The sequence below is a fragment of the Streptomyces sp. NPDC001157 genome, assembly GCF_053598255.1.
The window spans coordinates 1-17,908 of sequence record NZ_JBSFJW010000060.1; the positions used below are offsets into that span (position 1 = coordinate 1).

At 69.7% G+C, this 17,908-nt stretch carries 14 protein-coding genes; 3 read left to right on the forward strand and 11 right to left on the reverse strand.

The window, feature by feature from the left end:
* Positions 1–305 precede the first annotated feature (305 nt).
* The 8 genes from ACWDAG_RS45530 to ACWDAG_RS45565 form a co-directional block, all read right to left on the reverse strand.
* Entirely contained in the window at positions 306–1,385 is a 1,080-nt protein-coding gene (locus ACWDAG_RS45530; RefSeq protein WP_450701473.1) for a S1 family peptidase, read from the reverse strand.
* Positions 1,386–1,616: 231 nt separating this feature from the next.
* A complete protein-coding gene (locus ACWDAG_RS45535; RefSeq protein ID WP_450701474.1) occupies positions 1,617–2,507 on the reverse strand; it encodes a slipin family protein in 891 nt (296 codons plus the stop codon).
* A gap of 168 nt (positions 2,508–2,675) precedes the next feature.
* The gene (locus ACWDAG_RS45540) at positions 2,676–3,575 is read right to left on the reverse strand and encodes a S1 family peptidase (RefSeq protein WP_450701475.1); all 900 of its coding nucleotides are present in this window, start codon (positions 3,573–3,575) and stop codon (positions 2,676–2,678) included.
* 322 nt (positions 3,576–3,897) lie between these two features.
* Positions 3,898–5,241, reverse strand: coding sequence for an NtaA/DmoA family FMN-dependent monooxygenase (locus ACWDAG_RS45545; RefSeq protein ID WP_450701476.1), 1,344 nt, complete (start codon positions 5,239–5,241; stop codon positions 3,898–3,900).
* Positions 5,238–6,326, reverse strand: coding sequence for an LLM class flavin-dependent oxidoreductase (locus ACWDAG_RS45550; RefSeq protein ID WP_450701477.1), 1,089 nt, complete (start codon positions 6,324–6,326; stop codon positions 5,238–5,240). Before ACWDAG_RS45550 ends, ACWDAG_RS45545 begins: the two co-directional genes overlap by 4 nt.
* 13 nt (positions 6,327–6,339) lie before the next feature.
* A complete protein-coding gene (locus ACWDAG_RS45555) occupies positions 6,340–7,101 on the reverse strand; it encodes an amino acid ABC transporter ATP-binding protein (RefSeq protein WP_450701478.1) in 762 nt (253 codons plus the stop codon).
* A gap of 34 nt (positions 7,102–7,135) precedes the next feature.
* Positions 7,136–8,890 carry an FAD/NAD(P)-binding protein gene (locus tag ACWDAG_RS45560; RefSeq protein WP_450701479.1) on the reverse strand — a complete coding sequence of 585 codons (1,755 nt, stop codon included), beginning with the start codon at positions 8,888–8,890 and terminating at the stop codon, positions 7,136–7,138.
* Positions 8,887–9,744 carry an amino acid ABC transporter permease gene (locus ACWDAG_RS45565; RefSeq protein ID WP_450701480.1) on the reverse strand — a complete coding sequence of 286 codons (858 nt, stop codon included), beginning with the start codon at positions 9,742–9,744 and terminating at the stop codon, positions 8,887–8,889. The genes ACWDAG_RS45560 and ACWDAG_RS45565 overlap by 4 nt, the downstream gene beginning before the upstream one ends.
* A 417-nt stretch (positions 9,745–10,161) precedes the next feature.
* Between ACWDAG_RS45565 and ACWDAG_RS45570 the strand changes: the two genes are divergently transcribed.
* Positions 10,162–11,112 (forward strand): ABC transporter substrate-binding protein, encoded by a 951-nt coding sequence (locus tag ACWDAG_RS45570; RefSeq protein ID WP_450701481.1) that lies wholly within the window; start codon positions 10,162–10,164, stop codon positions 11,110–11,112.
* Positions 11,113–11,392: 280 nt separating this feature from the next.
* Here the strand turns inward: ACWDAG_RS45570 and ACWDAG_RS45575 are convergent, their stop codons facing one another.
* Positions 11,393–12,565: a DUF5685 family protein gene (locus ACWDAG_RS45575; RefSeq protein ID WP_450701482.1), complete on the reverse strand. Its 1,173-nt coding sequence runs from the start codon at positions 12,563–12,565 to the stop codon at positions 11,393–11,395.
* A 321-nt stretch (positions 12,566–12,886) separates the two neighbouring features.
* On the opposite strand from ACWDAG_RS45575, the gene ACWDAG_RS45580 reads away from it, so the two are divergent.
* Positions 12,887–13,327, forward strand: coding sequence for a cell division protein SepF (locus ACWDAG_RS45580; RefSeq protein WP_365845346.1), 441 nt, complete (start codon positions 12,887–12,889; stop codon positions 13,325–13,327).
* Between the two features lie 37 nt (positions 13,328–13,364).
* Here ACWDAG_RS45580 and ACWDAG_RS45585 read toward each other — a convergent pair whose 3' ends face one another.
* Positions 13,365–14,555 (reverse strand): acyl-CoA dehydrogenase family protein, encoded by a 1,191-nt coding sequence (locus ACWDAG_RS45585; protein WP_450701483.1) that lies wholly within the window; start codon positions 14,553–14,555, stop codon positions 13,365–13,367.
* Between the two features lie 176 nt (positions 14,556–14,731).
* Positions 14,732–16,333, reverse strand: a complete 1,602-nt coding sequence (locus ACWDAG_RS45590) for an MFS transporter (RefSeq protein WP_450701484.1) — start codon at positions 16,331–16,333, stop codon at positions 14,732–14,734.
* A gap of 262 nt (positions 16,334–16,595) precedes the next feature.
* On the opposite strand from ACWDAG_RS45590, the gene ACWDAG_RS45595 reads away from it, so the two are divergent.
* Positions 16,596–17,846: a hypothetical protein gene (locus tag ACWDAG_RS45595; RefSeq protein WP_450701485.1), complete on the forward strand. Its 1,251-nt coding sequence runs from the start codon at positions 16,596–16,598 to the stop codon at positions 17,844–17,846.
* Positions 17,847–17,908 lie beyond the last annotated feature (62 nt).

Sequence of the window (17,908 nt, forward strand, 5' to 3'; positions counted from 1 at the left end):
GTGGAGGCGGCGGCCTCCCGGTGGGGTGCGGTTGTCGTCGCGGTCTCTGCGACGGCAGCGCCCCAAAGGGGCGCGGGGCCCCGCCGCGGCAGCGGCTGATGTCACAGCCGATGTGCGGCTCCGCCGCGATGGGGGTCCCCCCCTCGAGCGAAGTTCGAGAGTGGGGGAGCGACCAGCCACGACGCACCCGCAGCCAATTCACCGCACATCCCGTGGAGCGCTTGGCACGCCGCACGCGAAAGTCCCGCCCCTCGCGCGCAGGGGCGGGACTTCACGCAACTTCACGCAACCGGCGGAGCCGACGATCAGCCGATCTGGGCGCCCTCGGCCGACAGAGCCTCGGTGACCGGCTGGAAGAAGGTCTCGCCACCGGAGCTGCAGTCGCCGCTGCCGCCGGAGGTGAGGCCGATCGCCGCGTCGCCGTCGAAGAGCGAGCCACCGCTGTCGCCGGGCTCGGCGCAGACATCGGTCTGGATGAGACCGCTGACCGTGCCCTCCGAGTAGTTCACGGTGGCGTTCAGGCCGGTGACCGTGCCGGTGTGCACCTGGGTGGTGGAGCCGCTGCGGGTCACCTTCTCGCCGACCGTGGCCTCGGCGGCGTGGGTGACGGACTGCGAGGAGCCGTTGTAGAGGTCGACCGCGCTCGGGTGGTCCACATCGGCGGTGTACTTGACCAGGCCGAAGTCATTGCCCGGGAACTGGGAGTCGGCGTTCTCGCCGATCTGGTTGCCGCTGGAGTCCGACCAGGTCTTGATGGCGTCGGTGCAGTGCCCCGCGGTGAGGAAGTACGCCTCGCCGCCCTTGGTCACATTGAAGCCGAGCGAGCAGCGCCCGCCCGAGCCGGAGATGGCGTCGCCGCCCGCGATGAAGGGCTTGAACTCCCCCTTCGAGCGCTTGAGTTCGGCCTTGGAGCCGAGCCCGTCGACGACCTTCGAGAGCTTGGCCCACTCGGCCTTGGAGACGGTCTTGTCGGCGGTGACGACGACCTTGTTGCTCACCGGGTCCGTCGACCACGAGGTGCCGGGGATGGTGGCGTCCTTGGTCAGCGTCGTGCGGGCGGCGTCGAGTTCGGCGAGGGAGTTCTCGACGAGTCTGGCCTTGGCGCCGGCCGCCTCGACGGTCCTGGCGGCGGCCTGGTCGAGGACGTTCACGACGAGGCTCTTGGCCTTCGCGTCGTAATACGTTCCCGCCGCGTCACTGCCGAGGTTCTTGCCGAGGGTCGAGGCGAGCTTTCCGGCCGCCACGGCCGACAGGGTCTCGGGCGCGGAGGTCTTCGAGGGCTCGCTGGCGTTCGCAGTCTGGAAGGTGACTCCCGCGGCAACCAGTGCGGCTATACCCGCACCTACCACGGCTGCACGCCGCTTGGGTATGCGTCGGTGCTTCAACTGACGTCCTCCTGTGGGGGGTCGGCCCGGGAGGTTGTGGGGACCTCACGAACCGGAAGGCGTTGAACAGCGCCTACTATCCCGAGGCCGACAGGGAGCACACAAGGGCGTCTTCAGGACGCGCGTAGAACGCGGTGTGCGCGCCCCCCGCATTCTTGACAGTCCACGGTCACCCCACGTCTTCGCTCTGCAAACACTACGAGCGAGTAGCCCGTGTGCAGTGCGTAAGGACTAGTCCTGTCCTGAATTCGACCCCTCGGGGCCGGGATCCAAGCGTGGTACGGCAGGCGGCAGTTGCTCCTGCACCGGTTGCTGCTGCTCCCGCACCGGCTGCTGCGGGACCTGCTGAGGCGCCCCGGTCGCCTGCTGCGCCTTCTCCAGGAACCGCAGCAGCTCCACCGGGAACGGCAGGACGAGCGTGGAGTTCTTCTCGGCGGCGACGGCCGTCACCGTCTGCAGCAGCCGCAGTTGCAGCGCTGCCGGGGTGTCCGCCATCTGCTGCGCGGCCTCGGCGAGCTTCTTCGACGCCTGGAGTTCGGCGTCGGCGTTGATGACCCGGGCCCGGCGCTCCCGGTCGGCCTCGGCCTGCCGGGCCATCGAGCGCTTCATGGTCTCGGGCAGGGACACGTCCTTGATCTCGACGCGATCGATGGTGACGCCCCACTCCACGGCCGGGCTGTCGATCATCAACTCCAGCCCCTGGTTGAGTTTTTCCCGATTTGACAGCAAATCATCAAGTTCGCTCTTGCCGATGATGGACCTGAGCGAGGTCTGCGCCATCTGCGCGACCGCGAACCGGTAGTCCTCGACCCGGACGATCGCCTCGGCAGCCCCGGTCACCTTGAAGTAGACGACGGCGTCCACCCGCACCGTGACGTTGTCCCGGGTGATGCCCTCCTGCGCGGGCACCGGCATCGTCACGACCTGCATATTGACCTTCTGGAGCCGGTCCACGAACGGCACGATCATCGTGAACCCCGGCCCGCGCACATCGTCGCGGAGCCTGCCGAGCCGGAACACCACACCGCGTTCGTACTGCTTGACGACCCGCGCCGCCGCCATCACGTACACCACACCGGCGGACGCGAGGGTCGCTCCCGCCGCCACCAGCTCCTCGACCATGTCGGCCCCCCAGGGGACTGAGCCTGATTTGTATTTCGAAGTCTGTACTTCGAAATCCGCACCTCGAAATCTGTACTTCGAAATCTGTACTTCGAAGGTAACTCCGTCACCCGAACAAGAGGGAGCCCCCGCACGCCAGTTGCGTACGGGGGCCACTCGCAGGAGAGGTCAGCCGATGCTCACGCCGTAGTAGCTCAGGGCCTCGGTGACCGGCTGGAAGAAGGTCGTGCCGCCGGAGGTGCAGTTGCCGCTGCCGCCGGAGGTCAGACCGTACGCCACGGTGCCGCCGTACAGCGGGCCGCCGCTGTCGCCGCCCTCAGCGCAGACCGTGGTCTGGATCATGCCGTAGACGACGTCGCCGCTGCCGTAGTTGACGGTGGCGTTCAGCGCGGTGACCCGGCCGCTGTGCGTGCCGGTGGTGGATCCGCGGCGGTAGACCGTGGTGCCGACGCTCGGGGTGGCCGCGCTGGTGATGGTCTGGTTGCCGACCGTGCTCGGGTGCGAGATCGACGAGTTGGTGTAGCGCACCAGCGCGAAGTCGTTGGTCGGGAAGCTGTAGCCGACGTTGGTCCCCAGGGTCGTGGTGTGACCCGAGTTGGAGTACCAGGTGGAGGCGACCTCACCGCAGTGGCCCGCGGTCAGGAAGTAGTAGGTGCTCCCGCTGTGCACGTTGAAGCCGAGGGAGCAGCGGTACTGACCGCCGTAGATGGCGTCGCCGCCGCTGATCAGTGGCTTGAACTGCCCGGAGGTGTGCTTGATGGTGAGGGCACCGGCGTTGCTGCCGGCCTGCCGCTTGATCTTCGCGATCTCGGCCTTGGAGACCGTGCTGTCGACGGTGACGACGACACGGTTGGTCTTGCTGTCGACGGCCCAGGCGGTGCCCGGGACGTCCGCCTTGAGCACCGAGGCGTCGGCGCTCTTCAACTGGGCCGTGCTGAAGGGGGTGGCGGTGGACGCGTTCGCGCTGGGGACCGCGATCGCTGCGGCGGCCACGAGTCCGGTGGTGACGGCGATCAGCCGGGTCCGTCTCGCAATGCCGCTGCGGGGGGTGGTGCGCTTGATCCTCACGTTCGTTCCTCCCAAGGGGAAGTCGGTGGGCCCGCGTGGGGTCGGGGCCCGTGAGGCGCAGCCAGGGCCGCGTTCGTCCGGTTTCCGGACACGCCGTGCCCCTGACAAGCGCTTGCGGGGAGTATTCGGCCGAACGGCCGGTAGGCGCAAGGGTGCCTTTCGGCCGCCAAGCCCCCGACGAGCCAAGAATTTTGGCCACCTCTGCCCTGGTTCAGACCAAGTGGAACGGACTCCCGCCTGGACCGCGTGTCCCTCGCCGACCCGAGGATGTCCGGAAGTCGCCCCTCCGGATGGCCCTGCCCCCTGAGGGTGCCCAGGCGGTTCAGGCGCTGTCGGCCGGTATCGGGTCGGGCAGGCCGAGATGTGAGCGCAGCGTCGCCCCCTGGTACTCCGTGCGGAACGCGCCGCGCTCCTGCAGCAGCGGCACCACACCGTCCACGAACTCGTCGAGTCCGACCGGGGTGATCAGCGGCTGCAGGATGAAGCCGTCGGCGGCGTCCTTCTGCACGAACTCGTCGAGCTCGGCGGCGACGGCCTCGGGCGTGCCGATGAACGACTGCCGGCCGCCCGCCTCGATCACGGTCTGCCGGATGGACAGCCCCTTCTCCTTGGACAGGGCACGCCACTTCTCGGCGATCGCCACGCTGTCGCCGCGCCGGGTCCGTCCCTGGGTGATCGCGGAGTCCGCCACCGGGTCGATCTCGGGGAGCGGGCCGTCGGGGTCGTACGACGACAGGTCGACGCCCCAGATCTGCTCCAGGGCGAGGATCGCGTTCTGCGGGGACACCTGCTGTCGCCGGATCTCGGCGGCCTTCTCCTGGGCCTCGGCGGCGGTGTCGCCGAGGACGACGGTGACACCGGGCATGATCTTCAGGTCGTCCGGGCTACGGCCGTACTTCTCCAGGCGGCGCTTCACATCGGCGTAGAAGGAACGCCCCGCTTCCAGCGTGCCGTGCCGGGTGAAGACGACGTCGGCCGTGGAGGCGGCGAACTCCCTTCCCTCGGCCGAGTCCCCGGCCTGGATGACGACCGGGTGCCCCTGCGGTGGGCGCGGCACGGTGAACTCGCCCGCGATGTCGAAGTGCTGCCCGCGGTGGGCGAACGGGCGGGGGACGCCGTCGGGGGTCCAGGAGTCCCACAACTTCCTTGCCACCTGGACGAATTCGGCAGCCCGCGTGTACCGGTCGGCACGGTCGAGGAAGCCGCCGCGCCGGAAGTTCTCGCCGGTGAAGGCGTCGGAGGAGGTCACCACGTTCCAGGCCGCACGGCCGCCGCTGAGGTGGTCCAAGGTGGCCAGCCTGCGGGCGAGTTCGTAGGGCTCGTTGAAGGTCGCGTTGACGGTGGCCGCGAGCCCGAGGTGTTCGGTGACGCCGGCCAGCGCGTTCAGCAAGGTGAGCGACTCGGGCCTGCCCACCACGTCCAGGTCGTGGATACGGCCCTTGTGTTCGCGCAGCCGCAGCCCCTCGGCGAGGAAGAAGAAGTCGAACAGGCCGCGTTCGGCGGTGCGGGCGAGGTGCTCGAAGGACGAGAAGTCGATCTGTGACTTCGAGCGCGGATCGGCCCATACGGTGGTGTTGTTGACGCCCGGGAAGTGGGCGGCGAGATGGCAGTGCTTCTTGAGCGGCCCCTGGCCGCCGGGCTTGCGTGCAGGCCGTCGTACGGTCATGACGCTTCCCCTGTCACTGCTGTACCGGCGTACCGGTTGGCGGGTCTGGCGAGCCCCAGGTGCTCCCTGAGGGTGCTGCCCGGGTAGAAGGTGCGGAACAGGCCGCGGTGCTGGAGCAGCGCCACCGTGCCGTTGACGAGCCGCTCCAGGTCACGGCGTGGCTCGGTGGGTATGAGGTGGAAGCCGTCGACGATGCCGTCCGCGTGCCAGCCGGCGATCAGTTCGGCGAGGTCCACGGGGCCGCCCCGGTACAGCGGGCCCTGCACGGTCAGCCGGGGGCCGCCCCCGCCGTGGCCCGGCTCGGCCGCGTGCTCGCCGTCGCCGAGATCGACGAGGAGGCTCACGAGGACTCGGAGAGTGTCCGGATGGCGTCCGAACTCCGCGGCGGACTCGCGGAGTTGGTCCCGTGCGGCGGCGGCCTGCGCGGGACTCGCGGCCCGCACGAGGGCCACGTCGGCGTACCGGGCGGCGGTGCGCCGGGTGTGCCCCTCGGTGGCGTCGACCACGCGGACGGGGTGGCCCTGTGGGGGCCGTGGCACGATCGAGGGGCCCTTCACCGAGAAGCCGGCACCGGTGAAGTCGACGTGGTGCAGCTTGTCCCGGTCGATGAAGCGGCCGGTCGCCAGGTCCCGTATCTCGGCGTCGTCCTCCCAGCTGTCCCACAGCCTGGCGGCCACGTCGGCGACTTCGCCGGCCTCGCGCCACAACTCGTCGGCGGGTACGGCATGCCGGCGGCCGAAGAGGCGGGCCTCACCCTCGGTGGTGGACACGTCGATCCGCCAGCCGGCCCGGCCGCGGCTGACCCAGTCGAGGGTGGCGACGGCGGCCTGGACATGGAAGGGCTCGGTGTGCGTGGTGGTGACGGTGGGGACCAGGCCGATCCGGGCGGTGGCGGGGGCGACACGGGACAGGACGGCGAGCGCGTCGGGTCCGGGGCGGGCGAAGGTGTCGTCCAGGGTGACGAAGTCCAGGCCGCCGCGCTCGGCGAGCCGCGCCAGTTCGATGTGGGAGCGGGCGTCGAACACCGCCGGCTGGTCCAGGGCGGCGGCCAGGTGCAACAGCCCCCGGCCGTTCGATGAGGTCATGTGGGGGAACCTTTCAGAGAACCTTGGAGAGAAACGCCCGGGTCCGCTCGTGGCGGGGCGCGTCCAGCACGTCGCCGGGCGGCCCCTGCTCGACGATCTTTCCGTCGGCCATGAACACCACCGTGTCGGCGACCTCGCGGGCGAAGCCGATCTCGTGCGTGACGACGATCATCGTGGTGCCCTGATGGGCCAAGTCCCTGATGACATCCAGGACTTCACCGACCAGCTCGGGGTCGAGCGCGGATGTCGGTTCGTCGAAGAGCAGCAGCTTGGGCTCCAGTGCGAGCGCCCGCGCGATGGCGACCCTCTGCTGCTGCCCTCCGGAGAGCTGACGAGGATAAGCGTCGGCCTTGTCCGCGAGACCCACCCGGTCGAGCAGCCGGCGCGCGCTCTCGACTGCCTCCCTGCGCGGCCGTTTCAGCGCGGACACGGGCGCCTCGATGATGTTGTCCACCACGGTGAGGTGCGGGAACAGGTTGAAGTTCTGGAAGACGAACCCGATCTTTGTCCGCTGCTTGAGCACCTCGCGCTCGGGCAGTTCGTGCAGCTTGTCGCCGGAGCGCCGGTAGCCGACCAGCGTGCCGTCCACGCTGATCGCGCCGTGGTCCACCTTCTCCAGGTGGTTGATGGTGCGCAGCAACGTCGACTTGCCGGACCCGGACGGCCCCAGGACGACGGTGACCTCGCCGGTGCGTACCTCCAGATCGATGCCCTTGAGGACTTCGAGCGAGCCGAAGCTCTTGTGGACGGACCTGATGTCGACCATGACGCTCATCGGGGCACTTCCTTGGGAGGGGGAGGGAGGCGGGTCATGCGGCTGCGCCGCCGGCCAGTTCGCGCAGGAAGCGCAGCGCCGCCCGTGCCGTGGCGTCGTTCTGCCGGAAGGCGGGGCCGCCGGTGCGCGGCCGGGTGAAGGCGCCGGGCGTGCGTCCGTCGGTGTAGGGCCCCAGCGCGAACCGCCGCGGATGCGGCCGCCCGGTCCCGTCGAGGAGCCGCCCGTCGGCGGGGTCCACCCGGAGCAGCCCGTCGGGGGTCTCGACGGCGCCGTCGGCGTGCAGTTCGCGCAGCAGGGGGTCGCGGGCCCGTCCGAGGGTGGGCTCGGGCAGCCGCGCCTCGACCAGCGCCCGTGCCTCGACGAAGGAGCCGGGCACGGTGGCGCTCGACGCCCGGAACACCCCGTCCTCGGCGGTGACGGTCATGTCGGCACCGAGGAACTTCAGGACACCGGCACGGGAGAGCGCCAGCATCTGCCGCAGCCGCGGCCCGGGCGGTCCGGAGGCCAGATAGCTGAAGAAGCCGTGCCACCAGGGGCCGATACCACCGAGCCGGATCAGCTGACCGTAGACGGAGAGCAGCCCGAGAAAAACAGCCAAGTCAGGGCTGTGGTAAGGATTGTGACGTCTGCTCAGATCCCGCTCCACATAACCGCGCAGCCCCTCCTGGAACTCCTCGAAGGAGCCGTACCGCACGCCGTCCAGCGGGTGGTCGAGCGCGTCCAGGTCGAGCCGGTCGGTGGGGTCGGGCACGGCGGACGCCACAAGGGCCTGGATGTCCGCGCCGTTGCCGGCCGCGTACTTCTCCTCGAAAACGGCCCAGGACATGAGGGTCCGCTCCGGGTGCACGGTGAAGAGCCGGTGGTAGTGCGCGAACCCCAACTCCTTCTGCACCAGCGGCCACACGTCTCGCCGGAAGTCGAAGCCGCCCGGCAGGGCAAGCAGCGCGTCCACCTCGGCCGGCCCGAAGAACCGTGGCAGCGGCGGCCGTTCACCGCTCCAGTCGTAGCCGATCTTCGAGTGGTACGGCACTCCGCGCCGCGAGCCGACATACAGCACCGGCTCCTGCCCCGACGGCACATAGGTGTCGCCCTCGTACCGCCCGCCCCGCCCCTCGGTCAGCAGCACCATCAGGTCGACGAAGGCGAGCCCGAACCCGCGCACGAGAACGGGCTCGCCGGCCTTCAGCGCGGACAGGTCGCTGTCGGCGGTGAAGTCGGGCGGAAGGTGGAGCAGCCCATGAGCACGCGCGTATTCGGCCAACTCCACTTGTCGGTCGTCGAGTTCGGCGTCGAGATGGCCGAGCGTGAGCACGACGAGGTCGGCGGGGAGCGGGCGCGGGCAGCCCTCCAGCCACACCTGCTGACGGCCCTCGCGCGGGCCGCTGACCCGCAGGGCACGCCGGGGATGATGGTGGACGGTGACGCCCGGGGGCAGGTCGGCCACGGCCTGTTCATGCACCCAGCGCAGATAGGCGCCCTGGAGCTGCCGGTCGGCAAAGGTACGGCCGTCGATGCCGGCCCACTCGTGCAGCGTGGGCCCCTCCCGGACCGGGCCCTCCATGGCCACCGTCTCGTCGGTGAACATGGTGACGTCCTCGGCGTGGGAGTTCATCCACAGCAGGGGCGACTGAGCGGCGCGCCAGATGCGTCCGGCGCCCGGCGGGTGGGGGTCGACGAGATGGATGTCGAGGCCCGAACCGGCGTACAGCTCGGGCGCGTTGGCGGCGATCCGCTCGATGAGACCGGTCCCCCGCGGACCGGCCCCGACGATCACCAGTGAGGGCCTCATCGCGCGCGCTCCGAACCGCGGGCGTAGTGCTTCTCCACGTAGTACTGGCCGACGCCGAGCACCGAGGTGACGACGGTGTACCAGAGGGTGGCCACCATCAGCAGTGGAATGACCTGGTAGGTGCGGTGGTAGATCAGCTGCGCCGAGAAGAGCAGGTCGTTGACCGCGATGACGCTGACGATGGAGGTGCCCTTGAGGGTGCCGATCAGCATGTTCCCGGCGGGCGGCACGATGGAGCGCATCGCCTGCGGGAGAACGATCCGCCACCAGCGCCGCCACCGGGTCAGTCCGAGCGCCTGCGCGGCCTCGATCTGGCCCCGGTCGACGGACAGGATGCCGCCGCGCACGACCTCGGCGGCGTACGCGGCCTCGTGCAGCGTCAGCCCGACGACGGCGACCTCGACCGGGCCGAGGAGATTGACGGTCTTCACCCCGAACAGCTCCGGGTACAGCGCCCCGATGTTGAACCACAACAACAGCTGCACCAGGATCGGAATCGACCGGAAGAGCCAGACATAGCCCCAACTCACCGTCCTCAGCACGGGGTTGGCCGACAGCCGGAACGCGGCGAGCAGCGTGCCCAGCGCAAAGCCGAGCACCATCACGACCGCGGTCAGCCACAGGGTGAGCCACAGCCCGCGCAGCACCGAGTCCGAGGTGAAGTAGTCGGCGACGACGTCCCACTGGAACGCCTTGTTGCGCAGCACGGAGTTGAGCGCGAGTCCGAGGAGCGCAAGGACGAGGACGGCGGCGGCCCACTGACCGAACCGGCGTTGCGGAACGATCCGCAGCGAGTCCGCGTGCTCGGGTATGTCCGGTGCGGCGGGAATCTTGGCGAGGGTGTCGGATGACATGGGAAGGCTCTCCGTGACGTAGGTCGAACACGGGTTGGATGCCTTCACACAGCAGCGCAGTGCACTGCGCTGCAGCACACGTCGCCATACGGCCGAGCCCCTCAGCAGGACCGTCCAACGACTGTACGGGGCCGTTTCCCCTCACTGTCAAGGCTGTCCGGCATGTGAGCAGCACATCTCAAGTCAGTTGACGCAGAACCGGATGCCTGTTCCACTTACCTCATGCATCCACAGCAGTGGCTGGTCACGCGCTCCCACATCGACTTCGGTCGAGTGTGGTCCTGTTCCTGTTGAGCCGACTCCACTGCGCGCCCTGACCGGGCGCTCTCAGCGTTCTCCCGCTTTGCCTTCACACGCGCACGCACCCCTCCCCTCGCGCTCTTCTCACTCCTTCCTGCTTCCAGGAGACCGCACCCGATGCGCATGTTCACGCGTACCCGCAGAACCCACTTCGCACCTTTCGCCCTGATTGCGTCGGCCACTCTGCTGCTCACCGCTTGCGGCTCCGGTTCGGACGGCTCGACCGACACCGTGGGCACCTCGTCGAAGGCCGACAAGGTCCCCACGACGGACGTGGTCTCCGCCATCCACAAGGACGAGGCGTCGGCCGAACTCCTGCCGCCGGGCACGACCAGCCTCACCGTCGCGTACAGCGTCGGCGGCACCCCGCCCGGCACCACCTACCTGGACGACGGCAAGACCCTGACCGGCCAGGACGTCGACTTCGCGAACGCGGTCGCCAACGTGCTCGGCATCAGGCTCAAGTCCGAACAGGCGAGCTTCGAGGCAATCCTGCCGGCCCTCGACAGCGGCAAGTACGACTTCGGCGCGAGCAACTTCGGCGTCACCGACGAACGCCGCAGGACCATCGACTTCGTCACCTACATCAACGACGGCCAGGGCTTCGCCGCCCGCAAGGACAGCAAGCTCTCCAAGGTCACGGACCTGAAGCAGCTGTGCGGCCTGAACGTCGCAACCGGCGCGGGCACGACCTTCGAGGCGACGCTGGAGGAGAACAAGAAGCTCTGCACGACCGCGGGCAAGAAGCCGTACGAGGTGCAGACCTACAACGAGACCGGCGCCATCTGGTCCTCCCTCCAACAGGGCCGCAGCGACGTGGTGATGTCCACCATCAACGGTCTCCGCTACGCGGTGGCCCAGCAGCAGGGCGTGAAGTTCCTCAACGAGTACCACCGCCTGGACGTGGGCTTCGCCTTCAAGAAGGGCACAAAACTGGCCTCGGCCTTCCAGTCAGCGGTGAACAAGCTGATAGCAGACGGCACGTACGAGAAGATCCTCAAGAAGTGGGGCACGACGGGCTCGGCGATCACCAAGTCCCAGATCTCACCGCCGGAACTCAAAAACTGACGGCAAGTTCCCCGCGCCGAAGGGGCGCGGGGCCGTGTCGATTTGCGGCTCCGCCGCGTGGGCGCGACCAGCCACACACAACCCGCACCCGCTAACGCACCATCGCAACCCGCCTCTTGGGCGCAGCCCGAACCCCAATCACCCGCTCCATCAACGCCCCCAGAACGTCCCGCACAGAACCCCGCTCCCGAGCGTCACACTCCAGCACCGGCACCTCGGCCCCCAGGCCGAGCGCCCGCGCCGCCCGGCGCATTCCGTATACGACACCCGCGATACCGGATCAGCAGTCGCAACCGCAGTCACAACAATCGCACCCGTCACAGCAATCGCAGCAATCGCAGCCGCAGTCACAGCAATCGCAACAGTCGCCGCAGTCGGTGCCCTTGCAGAGGCCGTCCTTGCGCTCACGGCTCCACGGGTCCTCGTACTCGCCGCAGCACATCTGGCACGTACAGGCGAGCCCGGCCCACACCGCGCAGCCCGCCAGCAGCCCACGCCGGTCGCGCCGCGGCGGCTCCGGCGGCGGGAACGGCCCACCGGGGCCGCCGGGCGGGGCATACGGCCCCGACAGCGAAGGCGCCGCCCCGTGCGCGCAGGAGGCCGTACCGAAGGCACGGTCGACGGAGGTGCGCAGTTCGTGCACGAGCAGCCGGTGGGCGAGCCTGCTGTCGGAGAAGTCGACCTCACGCAGCGCGAGCCGGATCCCGTGCACGGCGTCGTCGGCGAGCCGCCGGGCCTCGGCGAGCGGGGTCCCGGTGGCGGTGAGCGGGTTCCAGGCACCCGACACGGCGTCAGTTTCCCTGTCCTCCACCGCGTCCAGGAGATGGGCGAGCCGTCCGAACAGCCGCCCGGCCTCGGCGAGCGGCTCGGCGTTGCCGGGCCGTCCGGCCAGCACCGCGGTGTGCGCGAAGGCCGCCGCGGTCGCCGTCTCGGTCGGTTCGGTGACCGTCAGAACCGGCGTCCCGGGCCCCGCGAGGGCCTCGACACCGGTCTGCCGGTCCACGGCGTCCACGAGCACCGCGGTGTCGAACCCGACGGCGGATCCGCCACGGGCTCCGGCGGCATCCCAACTGGAGGCCACCCGGCGGGCGGCGAGCGCCACCGGTTTGCGCGCCAGCAGCCCGTCCCCGTCCGCGAGGTGGTCCCGCACCTTCGCCGAGGCGAGCACCAGCGACACGGCGGCCGCGAGCCGCGCCCCTTCTCCCTGTGCGACGGACGCGGTACGCATCCCGCGGAGCGGACAAGGCCCCGCCGTACGCCGCCCTCCGGCGGCCTTCTCGGCCTGAGCCTCCGTCAGAACGGATATGAGCAGCCCGTCGTAGTTGGTCACGATCCGCGCGAACTGGCCGTGATCCTTGCGCAGCGCGAGACACAGTCCGCACAAATGGGCAACCCATTGGGACTTGAGGTTCTCACCGAGCCGATGCCGACAAGGCCTGACGATTCCGAACACGACGATCCCCCCGTGGCTCGTGTGACTTCAGGTACTCACGCTGCTTCTGATACGGCGTTGAGCTGCCGCATCGTATCGACCACTCCGTTCACCCGTACGCACTGCCCGTCACCCGTACGCCGTGAAGAATCATATTTCACTCACAGTCAGCATCTGTGTACAGCACGACCCTAGGGAAACGCGGGCTCTCGACGGATTCGCTCTGCACCAGTACCGTCACAAACCCCCCGCGCGGCGTCTATCCACTTGGCGCGCCAACCGCATCATGGATGACCATAGGGATGCGGAAAGCAAGAAGGACCGCTGTGAGAGGAGGCGTCCATGGGATCGGTACGCAAGGCGAGTGCCTGGCTTGGCCTCGTTGACGACAACGATGACGAGCGTTACTACGACGACGACTACTCCGAAGGGACCGAGCAGCCCGGGGATGCCTGGGTCACCGACCCGCGGGTCAAGGTGGCCTCGGACACCGCCGAGGAAAAGGGCCGCCGTATCGGCACGGTGACCCCGGACAGCTTCCGGGACGCCCGCGCCATCGGCGAGCTGTTCCGTGAGGGCGTCCCGGTCATCGTGAACCTCACCGCCATGGAGGCGTCCGACGCCAAGCGCGTCGTCGACTTCGCGGCCGGGCTCATCTTCGGCCTGCGGGGTTCGATCGACCGCGTCTCCAACCGTGTTTTCCTGCTCACGCCCGCCGACACGGAAATCATCAGCGGGGACCCGGCATCGCACCGTTCGGACGGTTTCTTCAACCAGAGCTGAGGCAGGGCCGCTCACCGGCCCTGCCCCCGCGCAGGGTTCACCGGAAGGCGTCGAGCCCGGTGAGCGCCTTGCCCAGTACGAGCTGGTGCATCTCGACGGTGCCTTCGTACGTCAGCACCGACTCGAGGTTGGTGGCGTGCCGCATGACGGGGTATTCGAGCGAGATCCCGTTGGCGCCGAGGATCGTCCGTGCCGTACGGCAGATCTCGATGGCCTCTCGTACGTTGTTGAGCTTGCCGAAGCTGACCTGCTCGGGACGCAGGCGACCGGCATCCATGCGCCGCCCCAGATGATGGGCGAGCAGAATCCCCTTGTGCAGTTCGACCGCCATGTCGGCGAGTTTGGCCTGGGTGAGCTGGAATCCTCCGATGGGCCGCCCGAACTGCTCCCGCGACTTCGCGTAGTCGACGGCGGCCTCGAAGCAGGAACGGGCCGCACCCATGGCCCCCCACACGATCCCGTAGCGGGCGTGCGAGAGACAGCTGAGCGGCCCCTTGAGGCCGACGACCTCGGGCAGTACGGCTTCGGCCGGCAGCCGCACGTCGTCGAGGACGAGCTCACTCGTCACACTGGCCCGCAGGGACCACTTGTGCTTGATCTCCGGGGCGGAGAAGCCGGCGCTGTCGGTGGGCACGACGAACCCGCGGATCCCGTCCTCCGTCTGGGCCCACACCACGGCGACGGCCGCCACGGACCCGTTGGTGATCCACATCTTCCGCCCGTTGAGGACCCAGTCACCGCCGTCCCGCTTGGCGTGCGTGCGCATCGAGGCGGGGTCGGACCCGTGGTCGGGCTCGGTCAGCCCGAAGCACCCGATGGCCTCACCGGCGGCCATGCGCGGCAGCCACTGCTGCTTCTGCTCCTCGCTGCCGAACCGGTGGATGGCGTACATCGCGAGCGACCCCTGCACGGAGACCAGCGACCGGATCCCGGAGTCGGCGGCCTCCAGCTCCAGACAGGCCAGCCCGTACTGCACAGCACTGGCCCCCGCACACCCGTACCCGCTGAGCGACATACCGAGGGCTCCGATACCCCCGAGCTCCTTCGCGAGCTCACGGATACCGGGCAGCTCCCCCTTCTCGTACCAGTCGGCGACGTAGGGCAGCACACGGTCGGCCGCCCAGGAGCGCACGGTGTCACGGACGGCCAGGTCCTCGGGTTCGAGCAGGTCGTCGATGCCGAGCGGGTCGGCGGGATCGAAGGGGGGCAGCTTCGAGGACGCAGACATAGGACCCTCCGGCACGTTGAAAACTAGCACCGCTAGTTAGGACTTCTGGACCGACGTTACGGTGCAGTGTCCTCCACGTCCAGTACAACGGCGTTTAAGGGGCGCGGGGAACTGCGCGACCAGCCACGATGGCGCCGCAGACAACCAACGACCCCCGCGGCGGAGCCGCAAATCGATCAGGCCGAAACCCTGGAGTCGGCAACTTCCCGAGGCGCCGGCAACCCCACAGGCACCGCAGGCTCCCCACACTGCATGATCCGCGGCAACCGCAAGGCCATCACCGCACCCAGCAGCAACAACCCCGCACTGACCAGCAGGGTCACATGCAGCCCATGCACAAAGGAGTCCCGCGCGGCCCGCCGCAGAGCCACCCCGACGGGCCCGCCCAACTGAGCGGCGACCTGATACGCCTCGCCCAGCGAATGCGACGCAGAGGCCGAGGCCGACGAAGGAACACCCGGAACGGACGCCAGTCCGGGCGCATACGCCGCGTTCATCACGCTCCCGAGAAGCGCGATCCCGATCCCCGCCCCCAGCTGGTACGAGGTCTCGCCGACCGCCGCCGCCCCACCGGCCTGCTCCGGCGGAGCCTCGCTCAGCATCGACTCGTACGCCCCGAAGAGCGTGGTCTCCAGGCCGAAGCCCAGCAGCATGAACGCGGCCACCATCAGCCCCGCGTTGTCGGACCCGCCCATCACGGTCAGCAGCACCACGGCCCCGGCGGTGAGGCAGAACCCGAAGGACACCATCCGGCGCGGGCCGAAGCGGCGCAGCATCCGTGCGCCGGCCAGCCCCGCCGCCATCGCCGCGAACGTCAGCGGCAGCAGTCGCAGCCCCGTCTCCAGCGGCGACAGCCCCAGTACCAGTTGCAGGTACTGCGCCGCGATCAGCTCAAGCCCGACCAGCGCGAGCATCGCCAGCACGATGCAGCCCACGGCGGTGCTGAAGGCGGGCCGCGCGAACATCCCGAGGTCCACCAGCGGATGCGTACGGCGCCGCTGTCGTCGTACGAACAGGACCAGCAGCAGGGCGCCCACGACGAGCGGTACCACGGTGAAGAGGCCCATCTCGCCGCCGCCCAGCCGTTTGACGCCCAGCACCACGCCGAACAGCCCGGCGGCCGCCGTCAGTGCGCCGACGACGTCCCAGGGGCCGTCGCCGGCGCCTCGCGACTCGGGCAGCAGCAGTCGGCCGACCGGCAGGCTGACCAGCATCAGCGGGATGTTGACGAGGAAGACCGAACCCCACCAGAAGTGCTCCAGCAGAAAGCCGCCGAGCAGCGGGCCGACCGCCGCGCCGACCGCGGCGACCGCGCTCCAGACGCCGATCGCGAGGGCTCGTTCCCGCCGGTCGGGGAAGACCTGGCGGAGGATCGAGAGCGTCGCGGGCATGATCATCGCGCCGCCGACGCCGAGCAGCGCCCGCGCGAGGATCAGTACCTGAGGGTCGTGGGCGAGGGCCGCGAGGCCGGAGGCGAGGCCGAAGAGGGCGTAGCCGAGCAGCAGGATCCTTCTGCGGCCGACCCGGTCGCCGAGCGTGCCGAAGAGGATCAGCAGCGAGGCGCAGACGAGGGGGTAGACGTCGACGATCCAGAGCAGTTCTATCGCGCCGGGCCTGAGGTCCTCGGTGACGGCGGGGACCGCCACGTGCAGCACGGTCGCGTCGACCGCGACCAGCAGCAGACTCACGCAGAGGACGACGAGCACGACCCAGCGGTTTGCACCGGCCCCGGCCGCCCGGCGGCGCAACGCAGCGGCGGCCGTGGTCGTCCCGGACATGTACGTACCTCCCAGATGTTCCCTCGCGGTCGGCGGGCACACGGGGTGGGGACTCCCCGTGATCTCGGCCGGAGAGGAGCGGTGGTCTCCGGCCCGCGCAACGAAAGGCGAGTGACACGTCAGCGTACGCGAGTTCATGTAAAGGTCACGTGGTGGACCTCTCAGACTTCGCCCGGACCGGTGTGGTGTACGCCACTCCCCCTCCACCTGAGCCACGCCCCGCCCGGCCTCCCGGTTCCGTCGGCCGTCGATAATCGAGCCCGTGACCGACCTTGTGACACGCGTTGCGCCGCCGCCCGAGAGGGCCCTGCGCCGTGCGGCCCCGGCCCTCCTCGGGTACGCGGCCGTGCGCGCCCTGGGCCTGCTCGTGCTGGCCCTGTGGAGCGCCGCGCGCGGCAAGAGCGCGTACACGCTGCTGACGGCCCGCTGGGACGCGCTCTGGTACACGAGGGTCGCCGAGTTCGGTTACGGCTACGAGGTGCGCCTGCCGAACGGCGACGTGCACTCGAATCTGGCCTTCTTCCCGCTGCTGCCCTGGCTGGAACGGGGCCTCGCCGCGGTGAGTCCGCTGTCGTACGCCGACGCCGGTTTCGTCGTCGGCCTGCTCGCCTCGCTCGCGGCGGCCTGGGGGATCTTCGCGGTCGCGGACCATGTGTACGGCCGCAGGGCCGGGGTGTGCGCGGTGCTGCTGTGGGCGGTGCTGCCGGTCGGGATCGTGCAGTCGATGGCGTACAGCGAGTCACTGTTCACGGCGCTGGCCGCCTGGTCGCTGTACGCGGTGCTGACCGGCCGCTGGCTGACGGCGGGCGCGCTGGCCGCGCTGGCGGGGCTGACCCGCCCGGTCGGGCTCGCCGTCGTCGCGGCCGTGTGGGCGGCCGGGACGGTCTCGTTCGTGCGAGAGCGGAGCGCGGTGGACGCGCGCGCCGGCGAACGCGCTCCCGCGCCGCCCGGAGGCGGTTCCACGCAGCGCGTCGGGCCATCCGGCGGCGCGCTGGAGGCACTGAGCGCCCCCATGGGCGTACGACGCGCCCTGGGCATGCTCCTGGCCCCGCTGGGCGCCGCCGGCTACGTCCTGTGGGTCGGCCACCACACCGGCAGGGGCCCGCTGGGCTATCTGGACGTCCAGGCGGGCTGGCGCAACGGCTTCGACGGCGGCCTGGCCTTCGCCCGCTTCGTCGGGGAAAAGCTCACGTCGTTCCCGTCGGCACTCGCTGCCGCGGGGATCGTCGTCGGGGTCGGACTGGTGGTCTGGCTGTACGTCGTCTGCGTACGGCAGCGCCAACCGCTCCCGCTGCTGGTCTACGCGGGTGTGGTCACCGCGCTCGCCCTGTGCGCGTCGAGCTACTTCGGCTCGAAACCGCGCCTGCTGCTGCCCGCCTTCCCGCTGCTGCTGCCCCTCGCCCTGGCCCTGTCCCGGCTGCGTACATCCAGGTCGGCGCTGGTGGTGGGCGGTGTCGCAGTGGCATCGGCCGCGTACGGAGCGTTCTGGCTGAACGGCTCCGGCCCTCCATGATCGACTTGCGGGCGCGGTGAGCGTACGGAGAAATCAACCCCAGCATTCGGTGAACGAATTCA